Below are 16346 nucleotides of genomic sequence, written 5' to 3'. Positions count from 1 at the left end.
AAGTCGCCTTTATTGTCTCCCCGTTGTAACATTGCGCTGCCCAACTTCTAATAACGTCACCTGCAAAGTACGCAATGGAAAAAACCCGTCAACAAGAGTTAACACGCTGGCTGAAACAGCAAAGCGTTCTTTCCCGCCGCTGGCTTACGATTTCCCGTCTTTTGGGTTTCGTCAGCGGTCTGTTGATTGTTGCCCAGGCATGGCTGCTGGCCCGCATTCTTAATCACATGATCATGGAGAACATTCCACGCGAAGCGCTCCTGCTGCCCTTTATTGTCCTGATCCTGATTTTTATCCTGCGCGCCTGGGTGGTGTGGCTGCGTGAGCGCGTCGGTTTTCACGCCGGACAACATATCCGCTACGAGATCCGCCGTCAGGTGCTCGACAGGCTTCAGGAGGCCGGGCCCGCGTGGATCCAGGGTAAACCGGCCGGTAGCTGGGCGACGCTGATCCTTGAGCAGATTGACGATATGCATGACTACTACGCGCGCTATCTGCCGCAGATGGCCCTTGCCGTCTTCGTTCCGCTGCTGATCGTGATCGCCATCTTCCCGGTGAACTGGATGGCGGCGCTGATTCTGATGGGCACCGCCCCGCTGATCCCGCTGTTTATGGCGCTGGTCGGCATGGGAGCTGCAGATGCCAACCGCCGTAACTTCCTCGCACTGGGTCGCTTAAGCGGTCATTTCCTCGATCGTCTGCGCGGCATGGAGACGTTACGCATTTTTGGCCGCGGTGAAGCAGAAACTGAAAATATTCGCCTGGCGTCACAGGACTTCCGTCAGCGCACCATGGAAGTACTACGCCTCGCCTTCCTGTCTTCAGGCGTTCTGGAATTCTTCACCTCGCTGTCGATTGCCCTTGTGGCGGTCTACTTCGGCTTCTCCTACCTCGGTGCGCTGGATTTCGGCCACTACGGCACGGCGGTGACCCTTTCCGCCGGTTTCCTGGCGCTGATCCTGGCGCCGGAGTTTTTCCAGCCGCTTCGCGATCTGGGAACTTTCTATCACGCCAAAGCTCAGGCGGTTGGCGCCGCCGATAGCCTTAAAACGTTCCTGGAAACGCCGCTGGCCCACCCGGAGCGCGGTGACGTGACGCTGAATGCGAAAGATCCGGTGACCATTGAAGCGCAGGACTTTTCCATTCTGTCGCCCGAAGGCAAAGTGCTCGCCGGTCCGCTGAACTTTACCTTACCTGCCGGACAACGCGTGGTCCTTGTCGGCATCAGCGGTTCCGGGAAAAGTTCTCTGCTGAACGCGTTGTCCGGTTTTATGGCCTACACCGGTTCACTGCGGATCAACAAAACCGAACTGCGCAATCTCGACCCTGACGCCTGGCGTAAACAGCTCAGCTGGGTAGGCCAAAACCCACAGCTTCCCGCCGCCACGCTGCGTGAAAACGTGCTTCTGGCGCGCCCGGACGCGCGTGAAGATGAACTGCAATCGGTTCTCGACCGCGCCTGGGTCAGCGAGTTTCTGCCGCTGCTGCCGCAAGGGGTGGATACCGTTGTCGGCGACCAGTCCGCCGGGCTGTCGGTCGGGCAGGCGCAGCGTGTAGCCGTTGCCCGCGCGCTGCTCAACCCATGCCAGTTGATGCTGCTGGACGAGCCTGCTGCCAGCCTTGACGCACACAGCGAGCAGCGCGTAATGGAAGCGCTTAACGCCGCCTCCCTGCAGCAAACCACACTGATGGTCACCCACCAGTTGGAAGGGATTGCCGACTGGGACCAGATCTGGGTCATGGAAAACGGCCGTATTGTTGAGCAAGGCGATTACGCCTCTCTCGTTGCCGCCCAGGGGCCATTTGCTACCCTGCTGGCGAACCGTCAGGAGGATATCTGATGCGCGCTCTGCTGCCTTACCTGGCGCTCTATAAACGCCACAAATGGATGCTGACGCTGGGGATTGTGCTGGCTATTGTCACGCTGCTCGCCAGCATCGGCCTGCTCACGCTTTCCGGCTGGTTCCTGTCGGCCTCGGCCGTCGCGGGGTTCGCCGGATTATACAGCTTCAACTACATGCTTCCGGCTGCCGGGGTTCGAGGTACCGCCATCACCCGTACTGCCGGACGCTATTTCGAACGGCTGGTCAGCCACGACGCCACTTTCCGCGTGCTGCAGCACCTGCGTATCTATACCTTCAGCAAACTGTTGCCCCTCTCCCCTGCCGGGTTGGCGCGTTTTCGTCAGGGCGAATTGCTTAACCGCGTGGTGGCGGATGTCGACACGCTGGATCACCTTTACCTGCGGGTGATTTCCCCGATCGTGGGCGCGTTTGTGGTGATTGTGGTGGTCACGCTGGGGCTGTCTGTTCTGGATGTCCCCGTTGCGCTGACGCTGGGTGGGATCATGCTGCTGACGCTTATCATTCTGCCGCCGCTGTTTTACCGCGCCGGGAAATCCACCGGGGAAAACCTGACACGCCTGCGCGGGGACTACCGCCAGCAGCTGACCGCCTGGCTTCAGGGGCAGGCGGAGCTGACCATTTTTGGTGCCAGCAAGCGCTACCGCGCGCGGATGGAAAGCACGGAGCTGAACTGGCATGAAGCCCAGCGCCGCCAGTCGGAACTGACGGCCTTCTCTCAGGCGCTGATGATGCTGATCGGCGGCGTGGCGGTAATAGCCATGCTCTGGCTGGCATCCGGCGATATCGGGGGAAATACACAGCCGGGTCCGCTTATTGCCCTTTTCGTCTTCTGTGCGCTGGCCGCGTTTGAAGCGCTGGCCCCGGTGACGGGCGCATTCCAGCATCTGGGGCAGGTCATCGCCTCTGCCCTGCGTATCACCCAGATTGCCGAGCAGAAACCTGAAGTCACGTTCAGTGCCGGGCAGACAGCTGTACCTGAGCAGGTTGCGCTGACGCTGGAAGATGTCACTTTCGCCTACGACAAACAGGCGCAGAACGCGCTGGACGGTATTACCCTTTCTGTTAATGCCGGTCAGCGGATTGCGATCCTCGGCCGTACCGGCTGTGGTAAATCGACGCTGCTGCAGCTACTGACCCGCGCGTGGGATCCGCAGCGCGGCCAGATTCGTTTTAATAACACGTCGCTGACTGATTTCAGCGAGCAGGCTCTGCGCAAAACGGTCAGCGTCGTTCCGCAGCGCGTGCATCTGTTTAGCGCCACCCTGCGCGATAACCTGCTGCTGGCAGCCCCAGAGGCCACGGATGATGCGCTTTGCGCCATGCTGGAACAGGTCGGTCTGCATAAGCTGCTTGAGGACGAGGGATTGAACAGCTGGCTGGGCGAAGGCGGTCGTCAACTCTCCGGCGGTGAACTGCGCCGTCTGGCGATTGCGCGCGCGCTGCTGCACGATGCGCCGCTGATGCTGCTTGACGAGCCCACCGAAGGGCTGGATGCCACGACCGAGAGCCAAATCCTTGATTTGCTGGCCAATGTCATGACCGGTAAAACCGTCCTGATGGTCACGCACCGCCTGCGCGGACTGGCGAGTTTTGATCGGATAATTGTGATGGACAACGGACACATTATTGAGCAAGGTAGTCACGCAGAGCTGTTGGCGAAACAGGGTCGCTACTACCAGTTTAAACAGCGTCTGTAGACTATATTTGTAGCGTCCTCACTCGCGTACTGGAGTTTTGCTGTCATGCGCCTGGTCCAGCTTTCTCGTCATAATATCGCGTTCCCTTCTCCGGAAGGGGCGCTGCGTGAGCCCAATGGGCTGCTGGCCCTTGGCGGTGACCTCAGCCCTGCACGGTTATTGATGGCGTACCAGCGCGGTATCTTCCCCTGGTTTTCTCCCGGCGACCCCATTTTATGGTGGTCTCCCGATCCGCGTGCCGTGCTGTGGCCAGAGCAGTTTCACCTGAGCCGCAGCATGAAGCGTTTCCATGCGAAATCCCCCTACCGCGTCACCCTGAACCACGCCTTTGGACAGGTCATTGAAGGCTGTGCCGAAGACCGCTTTGAGGGAACATGGATAACCCGCGATATCATTACCGCCTACCACCAGCTTCATGAGCTTGGCTACGCTCACTCCATCGAGGTATGGGACGGTGGAGCACTCGTCGGCGGCATGTATGGCGTGGCGCAGGGGACACTGTTTTGCGGCGAGTCGATGTTCTCCCGTGCGGTAAATGCCTCGAAAACGGCGCTGCTGGTCTTCAGCCAGACATTTGCCCAGCGCGGTGGACGCCTGATCGATTGTCAGGTGCTCAATGAGCATACGGCTTCCCTCGGCGCCGTTGAGATCCCGCGACGCCAGTACATCGAGCATCTGGATGCCAGCCGTCAGGAGAAGCTCCCCCGCGACTTCTGGATACCGAGAACGCTCTTTATGCCCAATGCCTAAATGTTTTCCGCATATTTTTTGTGAGGGTGTTATAATTATGCCGCAGAGTAGCTTCTGCCTGTTGCCCCGCCGCCGTTTGGGACCCTCGCTTCAGATAACGTCCTGACGTTTATCCTGTTGTCTCCCCTTTACGAATGCGCTTCCTGTTCGGTTGTACCGTGACGCTTGGGCAATGCGCCGAAACTGTTTTGCTGCGTTTTAATCGCGCAATTCTTTACTTAATTGATGAATTTCGGCATTATCTTGCCGGTTCAAAACTTGGTAGTGATACCCCAGAGGATTAGATGGCCAAAGAAGACAATATTGAAATGCAGGGTACCGTACTTGATACGTTGCCTAATACCATGTTTCGCGTAGAGCTGGAAAACGGTCACGTGGTAACTGCGCACATCTCCGGTAAAATGCGCAAAAACTACATCCGCATTTTGACGGGCGACAAAGTGACTGTTGAACTGACCCCGTACGACCTGAGCAAAGGCCGCATTGTCTTCCGTAGTCGCTAATTGTTTTCGCCTGTAATGGCAGATGAATATTAAATAAGGCCGGGGCTTTCCCCGGCTTTATTTTTTTGTGTTGCAGTTGATTATTTGAACAATTATTTAGCCGTTCGTTCCAGCTTCAGGGCTGTCTGTTCAACAGTGTAGAGAGTAAAGGGAGACCTTATTTTCTATTTTGCTAAACTGCGTGTACGGCAGTGCACCTTCTTTCCCTACGCGTGAGCTGGCTGTTGCCTTTCTAATCTGTCTGTACGGCAGTGCACGGGCGGGTTACCGAATACGAACAGATGCGCTATTTCTAAGCTGCCTGTACGGCAGTGCACGTTTTGATGCTGTGGAAATGGAAGACGAACACTTTCTAAGCTGCCTTTACGGCAGTGCACCTTTTCGCCCCGGCTACCGCTAACCGTGCTTCTTTCTAAGCTGCCTGTACGGCAGTGCACAAAAGACGGGCAACTCTGACTGATGAACAGGTTTTCTAAGCTGCCTGTACGGCAGTGCACACCGCTATGGCAGTAAATGCCAGTGCTGGCCATTTCTAAGCTGCCTGTACGGCAGTGCACCCGTAGTCGTCGTCAGTGCCGGCGCGCTGGCCTTTCTAAGCTGCCTGTACGGCAGTGCACTTGCGGTCGGGCAAATTAGGGGATCTGGACGTTTTCTAAGCTGCCTGTACGGCAGTGCACCTACCTGGCAGAGCCGCGATTGCTCTTGCAGTTTTCTAAGCTGCCTGTACGGCAGTGCACGGATATGCCACGAAATCCGCTGAGCGTTGAATTTTCTAAGCTGCCTGTACGGCAGTGCACCTCACGGCGTCATGACGGATGACATCCGTTCCTTTCTAAGCTGCCTGTACGGCAGTGCACAGATATTTTTGCCGGGGCGATGTCCGACTTAGTTTCTAAGCTGCCTGTACGGCAGTGCACAGGCGCGGTAACAGTGATTGCAAATGGTTTTTTTTCTAAGCTGCCTGTACGGCAGTGCACATTAGGGAGGGGCAAGGCGCGGCGCAGCGTGCGTTTCTAAGCTGCCTGTACGGCAGTGCACGTCCAGGGCATGCGCTACCGCCAGGACTCGACTTTCTAAGCTGCCTGTACGGCAGTGCACACTGGTTCGGATTGTCGGGTTAATCTGGCTCTTTTCTAAGCTGCCTGTACGGCAGTGCACAAATCGCCTTGGGGGCGTAAAGGGGGCATGTTTTTCTAAGCTGCCTGTACGGCAGTGCACGAGGCGTTCAGCGACCAGGTTAAGCGCAGGATTTTCTAAGCTGCCTGTACGGCAGTGCACCCATGCCGCGCTTTTCTACGTAGCACTGTATTTTTCTAAGCTGCCTGTACGGCAGTGCACAATGGCCATGCGGCCAGACCTCCTGTAGAAGTTTTCTAAGCTGCCTGTACGGCAGTGCACGGTGCCTGCCGGCACTGGAAGGTAAGCGTGTCTTTCTAAGCTGCCTGTACGGCAGTGCACACAAATCGAATCCCGATGTGCGCCAGATGGTTTTTCTAAGCTGCCTGTACGGCAGTGCACGAGGAAGCAGTTGCTGCTGAACGCCGCCGTCATTTCTAAGCTGCCTGTACGGCAGTGCACCAATAGCTATTCGCATAATTTGTTACCTGCTATTTCTAAGCTGCCTGTACGGCAGTGCACTCACTGGTACAACGTTCAGCTCGAATGATTCTTTTCTAAGCTGCCTGTACGGCAGTGCACTTATGCGAGCAATAAAAAAGCCGCTCAATGGCTTTCTAAGCTGCCTGTACGGCAGTGCACTGAAATAATATCTCCACACCCTTATGATTTGCATACAAAAAAAGCTAAAAACCCTTCGCTCACCCTCTTTTTCACCCACCAAAAATAATCATTTAAAATCAATCCATTACACAACCGCTAAAAATTAGGGTCAAAACACTTTTCTTCGCATTAACCACCCGCACAAAAAACGCCCATTCCACTCCCTCTGACAAATGACTATACTTGCCTATGACAAATGACATCACTCAGGAGGTAACATGAGAACATGGATCCCCGCACAGAAACCTGCTGATAACGCACTTTGGCGTTACGCCGGTTTACCTGCCAACCGAGGTATGCGGTTGATTGAATTTCTCAATCAGGGACTGCCCGTCAGCGTGCTCGACAACATTCACGAGTGGACGTCCATGTCGAAAGCGGACATTTTACGTGTCACGGGTATCAACGAACGTAACGTGGCCCGCCGCAAAAGCGCGGGACGGACGTTAACGCCCGACGAGAGCGAACGCGTGGCCCGTTTCGTTCGGGTGCTGGATGCTGCCGTTGACTATTTTGGCAGTAAAGAAGAAGCATGGACCTGGCTGCAGGCACCGGTGCGCGGGCTGGGGAACGTGGCGCCCGTCGACTTAATAGCGACGGAAACCGGTGCGCTGGAAGTCACCGATTTAATTGGCCGCCTGGAACACGGAGTGTTCGCATGATTTTTTATCGTCTGGTGACAGGCCGCTATGCCAGCGAAGCGTGGAGTGGAAGTGGCGCAAATCAGTATGGCGGACGGTGGAATCATAAAGGCCATCCAGCTGTCTATGTCTCCACCTCCATCTCGCTGGCCTCACTGGAGATTTTGGTACATGTCAGAAAAGATACCGTACTGAATCAGTACCAGCTTTTCAGCATTGATATCCCGGATGACCAGATAGATTACCTGGATAAAGCGTGGCTCCCTGAGGACTGGCAGGAAAATCCGGCGCCGGTATCGACAATGGATCTGGGAACCGGTTGGTTACAGGCTAACAGTGCCCTCGCGCTCATCTTACCTTCCTGTATCATCCCTTATGAAAACAATGCCATCCTTAACCCCTTACATCCGGCGTTCCACCCGGCGCTAAATTCAGTTCAGCAACTCCCCTTTGTTTTTGATACCCGCCTGACAGAAAAGACCGCACCCTGAACGCGGATGCGGTGATGCATATCAGAACCAGGGAACCGTCGCCGTCGCGCTAAGACCGTAGGTCGTAAACGTCCCCACGACAGGTGAGGAGAGCAATTCTCCATGACAAATAAAGAGCTTAAACGTCTGGCCCGTAGAAAGGCTGCGCAAGTTTAGCCAGGGTAAATCCGTCCTCGCCTCCTGCATCGTCAAAAGACGTTGTTGCGCCTCCTCCTCTGTCAACCATCCTTTTTTCACTGAACGCCGCATAAGCCGATGCGCGCTGCTTTTAACCTGAACGCGACTCACGCAGCGCCATTGATTGACGGCAGGTACAGGCTGTATTCCCGAGGACAAGCAGTAGTCACTTAATCCTTTTCGCCAGGACAATGCTTCAAGATCGCTTAATGCCAGATGATGACCGTGTACGCGTAATACGGGGCCAGGCTTAAGGCCATATGCCGGGAAGCTGATCCCAATATCCCCCTGCCCTCGTTGTCCCAGCGCGCGGTGCAGTTTGGCCACCAGCGCAGCCATCAGCATCTCCTCGCTGAACTCCGGATCGGGCAGAACGCGGATCTCAAGATAGTGATCCATAGTCACTCCTTAGTCGCCCTTCTCACCGAAAACGCCACCGCGGATCAGAACAGCCATGACGTAATGCTGCTGCTCAACCTCAGGTTTCAGTCCTTTCGTCACCCAGTTATCCAGCAAGGTGTAGAAGTCCATTTTCTCTTTCGGTTGACGACAAGCCACACCGCGACTGGTGACTGAGCCGTACGGCTCAACGGCGATAGCGCCCAGCGCATCTACCTGAGGATGCCAGGTATCGATAGTTCGAATGGCATTCCCGATTTTCTGCGAATGCATGCCCGCAACACTGTCTACCTGATACAACAGACGGCTTTTGCTACTGTTGCTGTCCAGAACCAGCTCCTGCGACGGGAAGATCTCCTGCCCGGCACCGAGCAGTACCTGCGCTTCGACGTTCAACAGCACAAAACCTTCACCGCTAAGTCCTTTTTCGATTTCCTGCGCCAGTGCGTTTAGGCTCTCGTCGCTGGCTGTAAAATCTCGCAGCGCATAATTGTATGCATCAAACGTCCACGACTTACTGCCCGTCACGTTCACGATGATTTTTTCAGCACCGACGCGGTTGCGCCATAAAAAACGGCCGTTCGCCAGGTTAGTTGCGTAACGGCGCGCCAGTTCGGCAAAACCGTGATCATTGATGTAGCCATCGATAACCTGCTGAAGTTCATCCTGATACGCGCGGTCATTACACACAGAAGGCGTCGACAGGTTTCCCAGCACGCGCAGGGTAAATTTCACCTTCAGGGTATCTGCATCGGCAGGCAGCGCCGCCACATCCACACGCTGCAGGTTCGCTTTCTGGATCTCAGCATCCAGTTTTGCCGGATCGTTGGTTAGCGCGTTTTTCAGACGGTTAGAAATGGTGCCACGCACCGCTTTTTCCTGGATGCGGATCGGTTGCCACTGCTTGCCCTCCCAGCTTCCGGAATACATCACCGCATCCGAGGTTGCCAGCTTACGTTCAAATGCCAGTACGGATGCCGTTTTAACGGCAGTTGGAGCCTTTGCCATAGATAAGTCCTTTTTAATTAAGATGTTCAGTTGTCACCGGCGCGCCCGCGCCCTGACAGTAGTAGCCTGTTTCTGTCGTGCGATAACGCCAGAAAATCTCTTCCAGTGACCGAATCCGGTGCAGACCGCACCACTCGCCCACGCCATACACCGCTTCGGTAAATGCAAAGGGCGTTTCTGCATCGCGTGCGTTTGCCACGACGCCCGGCGCGTAGAGTTCAGAGATGCGCTGATAGCCCGTCATCAACGGCACCAGATAACCGGGGTGGGGTTTAGGAACAACGTGCCAGTTGGCCGGTTCGCCTTCCTGGATATTGCTATCCTCTGGCGTTTCTGCCTGTATTTTTAGCGCGGCAAAATCCAGCCAGGCGTCGAGAAGCGTTGCATCCGGGTTATGTTCAAGCAGAGTCTTATGATGCTCGCCCAGCCAGCTGCTGCGATCCCGCAAGGCAAAGCCCGGCATCAGTTGCCACTTTAATCGCCCCATCTCCTGACCGCTGGCAGGCATCGCCATAACCGAAATGCCCTGGATATCGACGATGATTCCCCCCGCCAGTCGGAGCGTCGGACATACCTGCCTGAGATGCCCGGCAAGGTCGCGCTGACCGTATTCGCCATTTGGAATTTCCCCGTGACACTCCAGCAGCAGTGAAACCGTCATGTGCATGCGCCCCTCTTCGTTAAAGGAGGCCGTTTTCGCTTCCCGAGTGAGCGGGTTGCGGGTCAGGGCAAATTGATAATCGCGGCCAGAGGTATGCGCGTGGATCTGGTGCTCGTGACTGACGACAGCACAGCCATCAATGCGCAGCCCGTGCGTTTCCTTCAACCTGCGGGACAGCACATGGGTAAAACCCAGGAAATGGGTAATGGCGGGGAAACCGAAAGTCAGGCCAGCAATTGTGTTGGCGTTTTCGACGCTGATATGGCGAAGCAGGATCAAGGAACTCATTTCAGCGCCTCCCGGATAATTTTTTCCATCTCACGTAAGTTGCTGCGTAAACGTTCACGGGTTTGCCATTCACGCTGTTCCACATACCCCACATCCTTTAATGCCTTGCTCAGGCGCGCGTTAAGCCACAGGGCAAAATCTGTCGCGACGCTTACCTGCCAGTCGTCTTTATCCCGCTCGAGACGAAAAGCCTCATCGGTTTTGGTGCGCCAGGGATCGAGCCAGAGTTGTTGATGACTGACTAGTCGTTCGCACGAGAGCGTCCAGTTTTGCCACGTATCACGCTGTAGTTCCGACGCGACCACAAAGAGCAGATCGATAAGCGCATCAATGTATTCATCACGCGCTTCGCGAATACGGACGTTGGTGTAATCACCGGTTCTGGTCAATAAAGACACAAGCAGTTGAACAGTGCTGTTTGCACGCCGATCAAACTGACCACCTGAAGTGAAAATCGAACGTAACGTCGTCGGCGGCTTTTCTGCTTTTTTCCACTGCGGCGGCTGACAGGAAAGCAGCCAGCTACGCCCGCCGCGGACACTGTTGAGATAGGAGATGTTTTGCGGTTTGGTGCCACCAAAGTGTATTTCCGCTGAATCCGGGAAAAGCGTCAGCGGAGTGGGATGCCAGGTTTTTTCCCGGCGTGCTTTCCAGATAGCTTTAACATTGTCGCCAAAACGGAAGGCAATCATTTTCTGATGCATGGCGTGAACAAGCGAGGTGGCAAATAACGGGCTCAACAGATGGTAATTTTCACCTACCGGGAAATACCCCTGTTTAGCCAACTTGTGCGAAGCGGGTTCGCCGGGCGTTAACGCACGGGAAAAACCCGCAATCCATTCACTCAGTTGGTTCGCGTCATCGGTAAAAGCGGCCAGCGCAGCGTGATGCCCACGTTTCAGGCACGCCAGTAGAGAATCACCACCGTTAACCCGTGTTTGCAGCAATTTCGCCACGTCCAGCGCAGCAGCGTTTCCCACGGCATCCGGTTCCAGACCTGACAACGCAGCGGTGCAGAGATACCCTTCCTGCGCCACTGCCTCGCTGTAAATACTGCTACTTTTTGAATCCCCGTGGGTAAATTTCGCCGCATGCGTCACGAGGTTAATTTGTCCGGCTCGCTTCGCGGCATCCGTCAGCCAGGCTTTCGGTTCATAGCGAAGCTCCAGATCCCGCCGTTCTGCCGCAATCGTCGCGCTCTCTTCAGCGCTACGCTTTGCGGCCTCTTTATCAAATGCTTCCAGCTTTGTTTGCCGTCGTCCGGCAATGTACTCAGCGATGAAAGCGCTTAGTGCTTCAACTGACATACTCGCTCCTGGCTCTTTATCGATATTCCCTGAACACACCCAACACCGGGTGATACAGCCATTGTTCTGTCTCCTCCTGCCTGCTGATTCTCAATGTGATTTCGCCATACCGTCGCGATACCGCGGCCAGCTCCATCTGTCTTGCCTCGGCCAGGGCCTGTAATACCTCGCCATAATCAATCGCCATCCACGGTTCTACGCCGCGAGCCATCGATAAGGTCTTCTCGCAAAACCGTCCCGCAGGCTTTAACACTCCGTTTTCCTGCATCAGGCAAAACTCAGGTTGATCACCTTCCTCTTCCATTCTCAAAAAGAAAGTGTCCTGCGGCGACGAGCGGCGAAACGGTGTACGTCTCTGAAGCTCGCCGTTCCACGTCAGCGACAGCCGCCACCACGACGCGGCAACTGCATCTGTGCCCTGCTCTGCGCCCAACAACGCGGCGCGCAAGCGAGCATGCTCCAGCGCCGCCAGCGCATTGCCGGGAAACTTTTCAACGATGCGCGGGATCGCATTCAGCGTGCGATAGCTCTCTTCGCTGAGCAGCTCACGGAGATCGTGGTGAGGCAGAAGGTGATGCTCGGTTTCAAAACCGGGTCGGCAGTAGGCGATCTTTTCTCCGCGAAGCGCGCGAACGTTACGTTCCAGAATCACCAGATTTTCGTTGTCAGGAACGATCTGACGATGGCGCTGAATACGCCCCGCAAACTGAATAAGCGAACGCATTGAACTCGGCTCAATAATCCCCCAGTCGGCATCAAAATCGCGCCCGACCTCCAGAACAGAAGTCCCCAGCACGACAAAGAGGTGATGTTGTTCCGGTGACATCAGCGCCTGCTTAACGTCAGGCAACTGCCAGACCTGCTCCGGTTCGTGTCGCGTGAACGCCGCGTCGAGACGTTTTTCAATGGCCGCCCGCACCGCCAGCGGGTGCTGGCTGTGGTACACGCAATAATGAATGCGATGGTTATCCGGGGATGGTAATGCCATCAGCGCCTGCGCGACGGCAACCAGCGGGTTGATATTGGCCATCCTCACCAGACCAAACGACACGGTTTTGCCGCTTTTGTGCGTGCTGCGATGATCGCCGTGCAGCGCGATCATTTGCTGGTGCAATGTCTGTGCCAGCGCAGAGACAACATCGGCATTACGGCAAGATTGCGGTATTACTGCGGCCAACTTACCCAGACGAAGCCGGGGTTGGTCTGGCAGACGTTTAATCCGCTGCCTGACAAAATCGTCATGCGCCTGACGAAATTGAGCATCGTCGGCCACATCCTGCGACTGCGCGCCATACTCATCAAACCAGGCGCAGCAGATACTCGTCAGTCTGTCCGACTGGCCGGACGCCGTCTGCCAGGCTTTGCGCCCTTCCCGATAGGCTTCAAACAGCGCTTCCGTTAAGGCGGGGGGTAATGTTGCAGAGGAAAGCAGCACGCGCGAGCCGAGCATTCCCGCCCAGTTCACCAGCCTACAAAGGGCGTGCAAATCATCAACGTCAAAATCGTCAGGCTCATCAAGCACCAGATCGCTGGTCAGCAGGCGCAGCATGGCAGGGATCTGCCTGCCGCCGCGCACGCCTTCCGTTGCCGGCATCAGATGATCGATAGTTGTCACCAGCACCGGGGCACTGACCAGACGATTGAGCATCGGTTCTTTCGCCAGCCACTGCTGCGCGATACCGCTACTGGTGGCACCTTCGTAATGCACGTAATGGTGGCTGGCGAAGAATGTTTCGTCGCTGGCGCTGTTGGTATCTTCAGCATCATTGCCCTGATACAGTTCCTTCACTGCCGCAGCACCGGTCACCACGGCCAGCGTGTCGTCATCCAGCCCCAGGCGCGACTGCAGAGCCTGACCCGTCTGCAGCGTCAGCGTGCGTAACCCCAGCGCGACGCTGAAACGGCACCCTTCCTGCTCATCCGCCAGAGCGTACATAATTCGGGCATTGGCAAAGGTTTTACCGCATCCGGTCGAGGCCATATTGATGCCGAAGAAGCCTTGCCCGGCACTCTTCTCGCGTAGAGAAGACGCCACGTCCCACGCCTTGTTTTGCCAGTGAAAACGCGGATCTTTCGCCCTCTCCCGAAACGTTTTATGCCGGGCGATGGCGGGTAATGAACGGCGCAACGCCGGAAGAGAACGTCCCATCAACAGCGCCTGATGGGCGACACCGACATTGTGCTCATCCAGTTTTTGCTTAAGCAGCCCGGCCTGGCGGTCGCTGTTGGCCCAGCACGGGACGGCATCATCCTGCCATCCGGAATAAGCGGGTTGCGAGGAGTAAACGTGATCGGCCAGCATCAGCGACAGGCGGGCGAGATGGAGGATAAAAAGATTATCCAGCGATCCCGCCTGAAGCAGCGCGGGCAGGTTCCGGATGCGTTTACCAATCTGGCGGGCCTTCTCGCGCCAGGTTTGACTTCTTAGCGGTGTGCCGTGGGGGAATTTCCAGACATTTTTAAAATCACGCTCTTTCCACTGATGTTTTTCATTGGATTTATGATTAAGCGCGTTCCAGTCTGCATTTAGCTGCCGCTCAAGCCAGCCTTCGCTGTACAGTAACGAGGATTTTGCCGGGTACGGTTGAGGTAAACGATGGTGCGATAGTATTAGCCACGCCACCACCCTGGCGACAGGGGGCAATTTTTCGAGTGGGCTATTGCTCCACTCTACCCTGTCCATCTTCAATACTTTCAGCATGCACTTTTCATCAGCGGCTTTAAGCTGTGTCAACGATGCCAGCCACTGCGCATCCGTTTGCTCTCCCACAAACGCCTCGAACAGACGAACCGAGATCCACTCATGTCGATACGGCTGGCAAACGTGCTGGCTTTCCCCCTTAAGCGTTTGCTGGAAGCACATCCCCGCTTTGCCAAAATCATGAAAAAGCCCGGCGATAGCCGCCAGCAAGGCGATACTTTCCGCACTTTGCCAGCGGTGTTCCCCGTCATTGCGGATAATTTGCATCGTCGTGCGATTCGTAGGCACGCGCCCTTGCGCGTTAAAGCGACGCAAATTCCCGACTATCCACAACAGCTCGCTTTGACCGTTTTTTTTCAGCCAGTGGCAGGCCACAGCGGTATTACGGCGTGCCGTTTTACGCAGCAGCTTGCGCAGCGTGTTAACGCCTTCCATCGTTATCGTCGTCTGCCACGCGGCATCCCCAGTACGTTCAGCAAACTGATCGATAATCTGACAGCTTTGCTCGCGCGCGCGTTTGGTGCACCGGGAGATAATCAGCACATTCATTTTGCGACGCCAGCCAGTAATTGCGAGGTGTCCTGCAAGGTGGTGATCATCACATCCAGCGCATCAGACTGTTGAAACACGTTGATGCAGCGCTGACGAAACTGTTGACTATCCTCACCCTCCATAGCCGCAATAAACGCCTGCGGCATAATGAGGGCGTCTTTGATTAGATCGGCAATATCAAAAACCAGCCCGCCGCGCCGCGTTTTACCGTGCATGACTGCCAGACCGTGAGGAATGCCCGTGACCCAGGCCGCGACGGCCGCCAGCCCGTAGGCCAGATAGTTACCCTGATCGAGAAAACGGTTGGCCACATCCGCCCCACCACCGCGTTTGGCGCGGGTAAAGCTGCCATAACCCACCGTCTGACTGGTCAGTTTGTAGAGCGATTTTGTAAGCTGCGCTTCCTGGAGCATCAGTGAGGTGTGATCCTGTGCGTTTTCCATGCCCGTTCTGGCCCGATCCAGAATAGTCTTCAGCGCGACCTTATCAGGCTGAAAAGGCGTTTCCCGATGCATCCGCAGCCTCTCCCACTGTTTTTCAATTTGATGTAAACGGATAAATTGAAAATGCTTTGCTGCCTGCAGACGTTTTTCTTCATCAAACCAGAATGAGACCCAGTTTTGTAAATACGCCGTCGGGCGGTATTCGCTTTGCGGGCTGAGCCATGAGACGTCAATGTCCACCTCGTTCGCAGAATAAAGCGGCGTGCCATCCGTTCCACAGAAACCGACCATCACGCCAGCCCGGGCAAACTCCCGCATTGCCATTTGCGTAACGGATGTTCCCATTCCCAGCATCACTGCCGTGGTATTCGCGATGGGAATATTCCAGTAAAACGACTCCCTGCCTTCCTGGGTGACATATTCAACACGCCCACCATTTACCTGGATGCGACATTTCTCCAGATAATAAATGTTGGCGCGTTTCGAATGCAGGATAGTTTTTAAATCTGTTGGGGCAATGCTGTTTGCAGGCATAGCAACGGCTTTTATTTCAAGGTGTTGAATGCGGGTATGTTATCGGAGATAAGATGAAAACAAATGTGACGGGTATCAAATGATACAGTAATTACCGTGATAATAAAACTGAAGATCACTTTTCCATTTAATGCATTATTTTTACAGATAATATATTGGCTAGAATATAATTAGTGCGTGAATGAATTTTTTATTTATTGTGAAAAATAGAGAGTGTGGATTTGATGGTATTAAGGTTTAAATAGGTAGGGTGAATGTTTTGGAGGGTTGGTTTTAGATGTGCTGCCTGTACGGCAGTGAACGATCAGCTCTACCTGGCGCTCGTAGTGCAACTTTTCTAAGCTGCCTGTACGGCAGTGAACAATGGAACGGAAGTTATTTAAAACGTTCCAAATTTCTAAGCTGCCTGTACGGCAGTGAACCTTCAGGCAGCAGAATGTCGGCGTCGTCTGCCTTTCTAAGCTGCCTGTACGGCAGTGAACATCCTGGCTCAACATTCATGCAGGTTCCGTGTTTTCTAAGCTGCCTGTACGGCAGTGAACGTACCGCC

General features: G+C 55.2%; 12 protein-coding genes and 2 CRISPR repeat arrays (1 of these 14 running past the window's edge). Of the genes, 6 read left to right on the top strand and 6 right to left on the bottom strand.

All coding sequences use genetic code 11. The annotated features are described in order from the left end of the window. The first annotated feature begins 74 nt into the window (after nucleotides 1-74). From cydD to ABFV38_RS07330, 6 genes are all read left to right on the top strand, one after another. Nucleotides 75-1841 (top strand): cysteine/glutathione ABC transporter permease/ATP-binding protein CydD, encoded by a 1767-nt coding sequence (gene cydD, locus ABFV38_RS07355; RefSeq protein WP_048027181.1) that lies wholly within the window; start codon nucleotides 75-77, stop codon nucleotides 1839-1841. Then, nucleotides 1841-3562, top strand: a complete 1722-nt coding sequence (cydC, locus tag ABFV38_RS07350) for a cysteine/glutathione ABC transporter ATP-binding protein/permease CydC (RefSeq protein ID WP_235401256.1) — start codon at nucleotides 1841-1843, stop codon at nucleotides 3560-3562. The genes cydD and cydC overlap by 1 nt, the downstream gene beginning before the upstream one ends. A 45-nt stretch (nucleotides 3563-3607) precedes the next feature. After that, nucleotides 3608-4312, top strand: a complete 705-nt coding sequence (gene aat / locus ABFV38_RS07345) for a leucyl/phenylalanyl-tRNA--protein transferase (protein ID WP_348958984.1) — start codon at nucleotides 3608-3610, stop codon at nucleotides 4310-4312. A 284-nt stretch (nucleotides 4313-4596) separates the two neighbouring features. Beyond that, a complete protein-coding gene (infA, locus tag ABFV38_RS07340; protein WP_002211347.1) occupies nucleotides 4597-4815 on the top strand; it encodes a translation initiation factor IF-1 in 219 nt (72 codons plus the stop codon). Nucleotides 4816-4984: 169 nt separating this feature from the next. Continuing rightward, nucleotides 4985-6573: a CRISPR direct-repeat array (repeat unit 28 nt; unit sequence TTTCTAAGCTGCCTGTACGGCAGTGCAC). Nucleotides 6574-6812: 239 nt separating this feature from the next. Next, nucleotides 6813-7256 carry an antitoxin Xre/MbcA/ParS toxin-binding domain-containing protein gene (locus tag ABFV38_RS07335; protein ID WP_023327017.1) on the top strand — a complete coding sequence of 148 codons (444 nt, stop codon included), beginning with the start codon at nucleotides 6813-6815 and terminating at the stop codon, nucleotides 7254-7256. Then, a complete protein-coding gene (locus ABFV38_RS07330; RefSeq protein ID WP_047071862.1) occupies nucleotides 7253-7726 on the top strand; it encodes an RES domain-containing protein in 474 nt (157 codons plus the stop codon). Before ABFV38_RS07335 ends, ABFV38_RS07330 begins: the two co-directional genes overlap by 4 nt. 21 nt (nucleotides 7727-7747) lie before the next feature. Here ABFV38_RS07330 and cas6f read toward each other — a convergent pair whose 3' ends face one another. From cas6f to cas1f, 6 genes are read right to left on the bottom strand one after another with little or no spacing between them, the layout of a single operon-like run. Next, nucleotides 7748-8302 (bottom strand): type I-F CRISPR-associated endoribonuclease Cas6/Csy4, encoded by a 555-nt coding sequence (gene cas6f / locus ABFV38_RS07325; protein WP_348958982.1) that lies wholly within the window; start codon nucleotides 8300-8302, stop codon nucleotides 7748-7750. A gap of 9 nt (nucleotides 8303-8311) precedes the next feature. Further along, on the bottom strand, nucleotides 8312-9310 hold the full coding sequence (gene csy3, locus ABFV38_RS07320; RefSeq protein WP_348958981.1) for a type I-F CRISPR-associated protein Csy3: 999 nt from the start codon (nucleotides 9308-9310) through the stop codon (nucleotides 8312-8314). A 13-nt stretch (nucleotides 9311-9323) separates the two neighbouring features. Beyond that, entirely contained in the window at nucleotides 9324-10259 is a 936-nt protein-coding gene (gene csy2 / locus ABFV38_RS07315) for a type I-F CRISPR-associated protein Csy2 (protein WP_348958980.1), read from the bottom strand. Further along, nucleotides 10256-11566, bottom strand: coding sequence for a type I-F CRISPR-associated protein Csy1 (gene csy1 / locus ABFV38_RS07310; RefSeq protein ID WP_348958978.1), 1311 nt, complete (start codon nucleotides 11564-11566; stop codon nucleotides 10256-10258). Before csy1 ends, csy2 begins: the two co-directional genes overlap by 4 nt. Nucleotides 11567-11582: 16 nt before the next feature. After that, nucleotides 11583-14816, bottom strand: coding sequence for a type I-F CRISPR-associated helicase Cas3f (cas3f, locus tag ABFV38_RS07305; protein ID WP_348958976.1), 3234 nt, complete (start codon nucleotides 14814-14816; stop codon nucleotides 11583-11585). After that, entirely contained in the window at nucleotides 14813-15796 is a 984-nt protein-coding gene (gene cas1f / locus ABFV38_RS07300; RefSeq protein WP_348958975.1) for a type I-F CRISPR-associated endonuclease Cas1f, read from the bottom strand. Before cas1f ends, cas3f begins: the two co-directional genes overlap by 4 nt. Nucleotides 15797-16070: 274 nt before the next feature. Next, nucleotides 16071-16346: direct repeats of the CRISPR family, unit length 28 nt; unit sequence TTTCTAAGCTGCCTGTACGGCAGTGAAC (it continues 1192 nt past the right edge of the window).

The sequence above is a fragment of the Enterobacter cloacae complex sp. Mu1197 genome (assembly GCF_040059225.1).
In the GTDB taxonomy this organism is placed as follows: Bacteria; Pseudomonadota; Gammaproteobacteria; order Enterobacterales; family Enterobacteriaceae; genus Enterobacter; species Enterobacter quasiroggenkampii.
The sequence above is the reverse complement of the archived record's forward strand: the minus strand, read 5'-3'. Positions and strand labels throughout refer to the sequence as shown.

Excerpts from the sequence above, each read along its gene's own strand:
- csy1 (WP_348958978.1), bottom strand. The coding sequence starts at position 11,566 with ATGTCAGTTGAAGCACTAAGCGCTTTCATCGCTGAGTACATTGCCGGA.
- aat (WP_348958984.1), top strand. The coding sequence starts at position 3,608 with ATGCGCCTGGTCCAGCTTTCTCGTCATAATATCGCGTTCCCTTCTCCG.
- ABFV38_RS07335 (WP_023327017.1), top strand. The coding sequence starts at position 6,813 with ATGAGAACATGGATCCCCGCACAGAAACCTGCTGATAACGCACTTTGG.
- cas3f (WP_348958976.1), bottom strand. The coding sequence starts at position 14,816 with ATGAATGTGCTGATTATCTCCCGGTGCACCAAACGCGCGCGCGAGCAA.
- csy3 (WP_348958981.1), bottom strand. The coding sequence starts at position 9,310 with ATGGCAAAGGCTCCAACTGCCGTTAAAACGGCATCCGTACTGGCATTT.
- cas1f (WP_348958975.1), bottom strand. The coding sequence starts at position 15,796 with ATGCCTGCAAACAGCATTGCCCCAACAGATTTAAAAACTATCCTGCAT.
- cydC (WP_235401256.1), top strand. The coding sequence starts at position 1,841 with ATGCGCGCTCTGCTGCCTTACCTGGCGCTCTATAAACGCCACAAATGG.
- infA (WP_002211347.1), top strand. The coding sequence starts at position 4,597 with ATGGCCAAAGAAGACAATATTGAAATGCAGGGTACCGTACTTGATACG.
- cydD (WP_048027181.1), top strand. The coding sequence starts at position 75 with ATGGAAAAAACCCGTCAACAAGAGTTAACACGCTGGCTGAAACAGCAA.
- cas6f (WP_348958982.1), bottom strand. The coding sequence starts at position 8,302 with ATGGATCACTATCTTGAGATCCGCGTTCTGCCCGATCCGGAGTTCAGC.
- csy2 (WP_348958980.1), bottom strand. The coding sequence starts at position 10,259 with ATGAGTTCCTTGATCCTGCTTCGCCATATCAGCGTCGAAAACGCCAAC.
- ABFV38_RS07330 (WP_047071862.1), top strand. The coding sequence starts at position 7,253 with ATGATTTTTTATCGTCTGGTGACAGGCCGCTATGCCAGCGAAGCGTGG.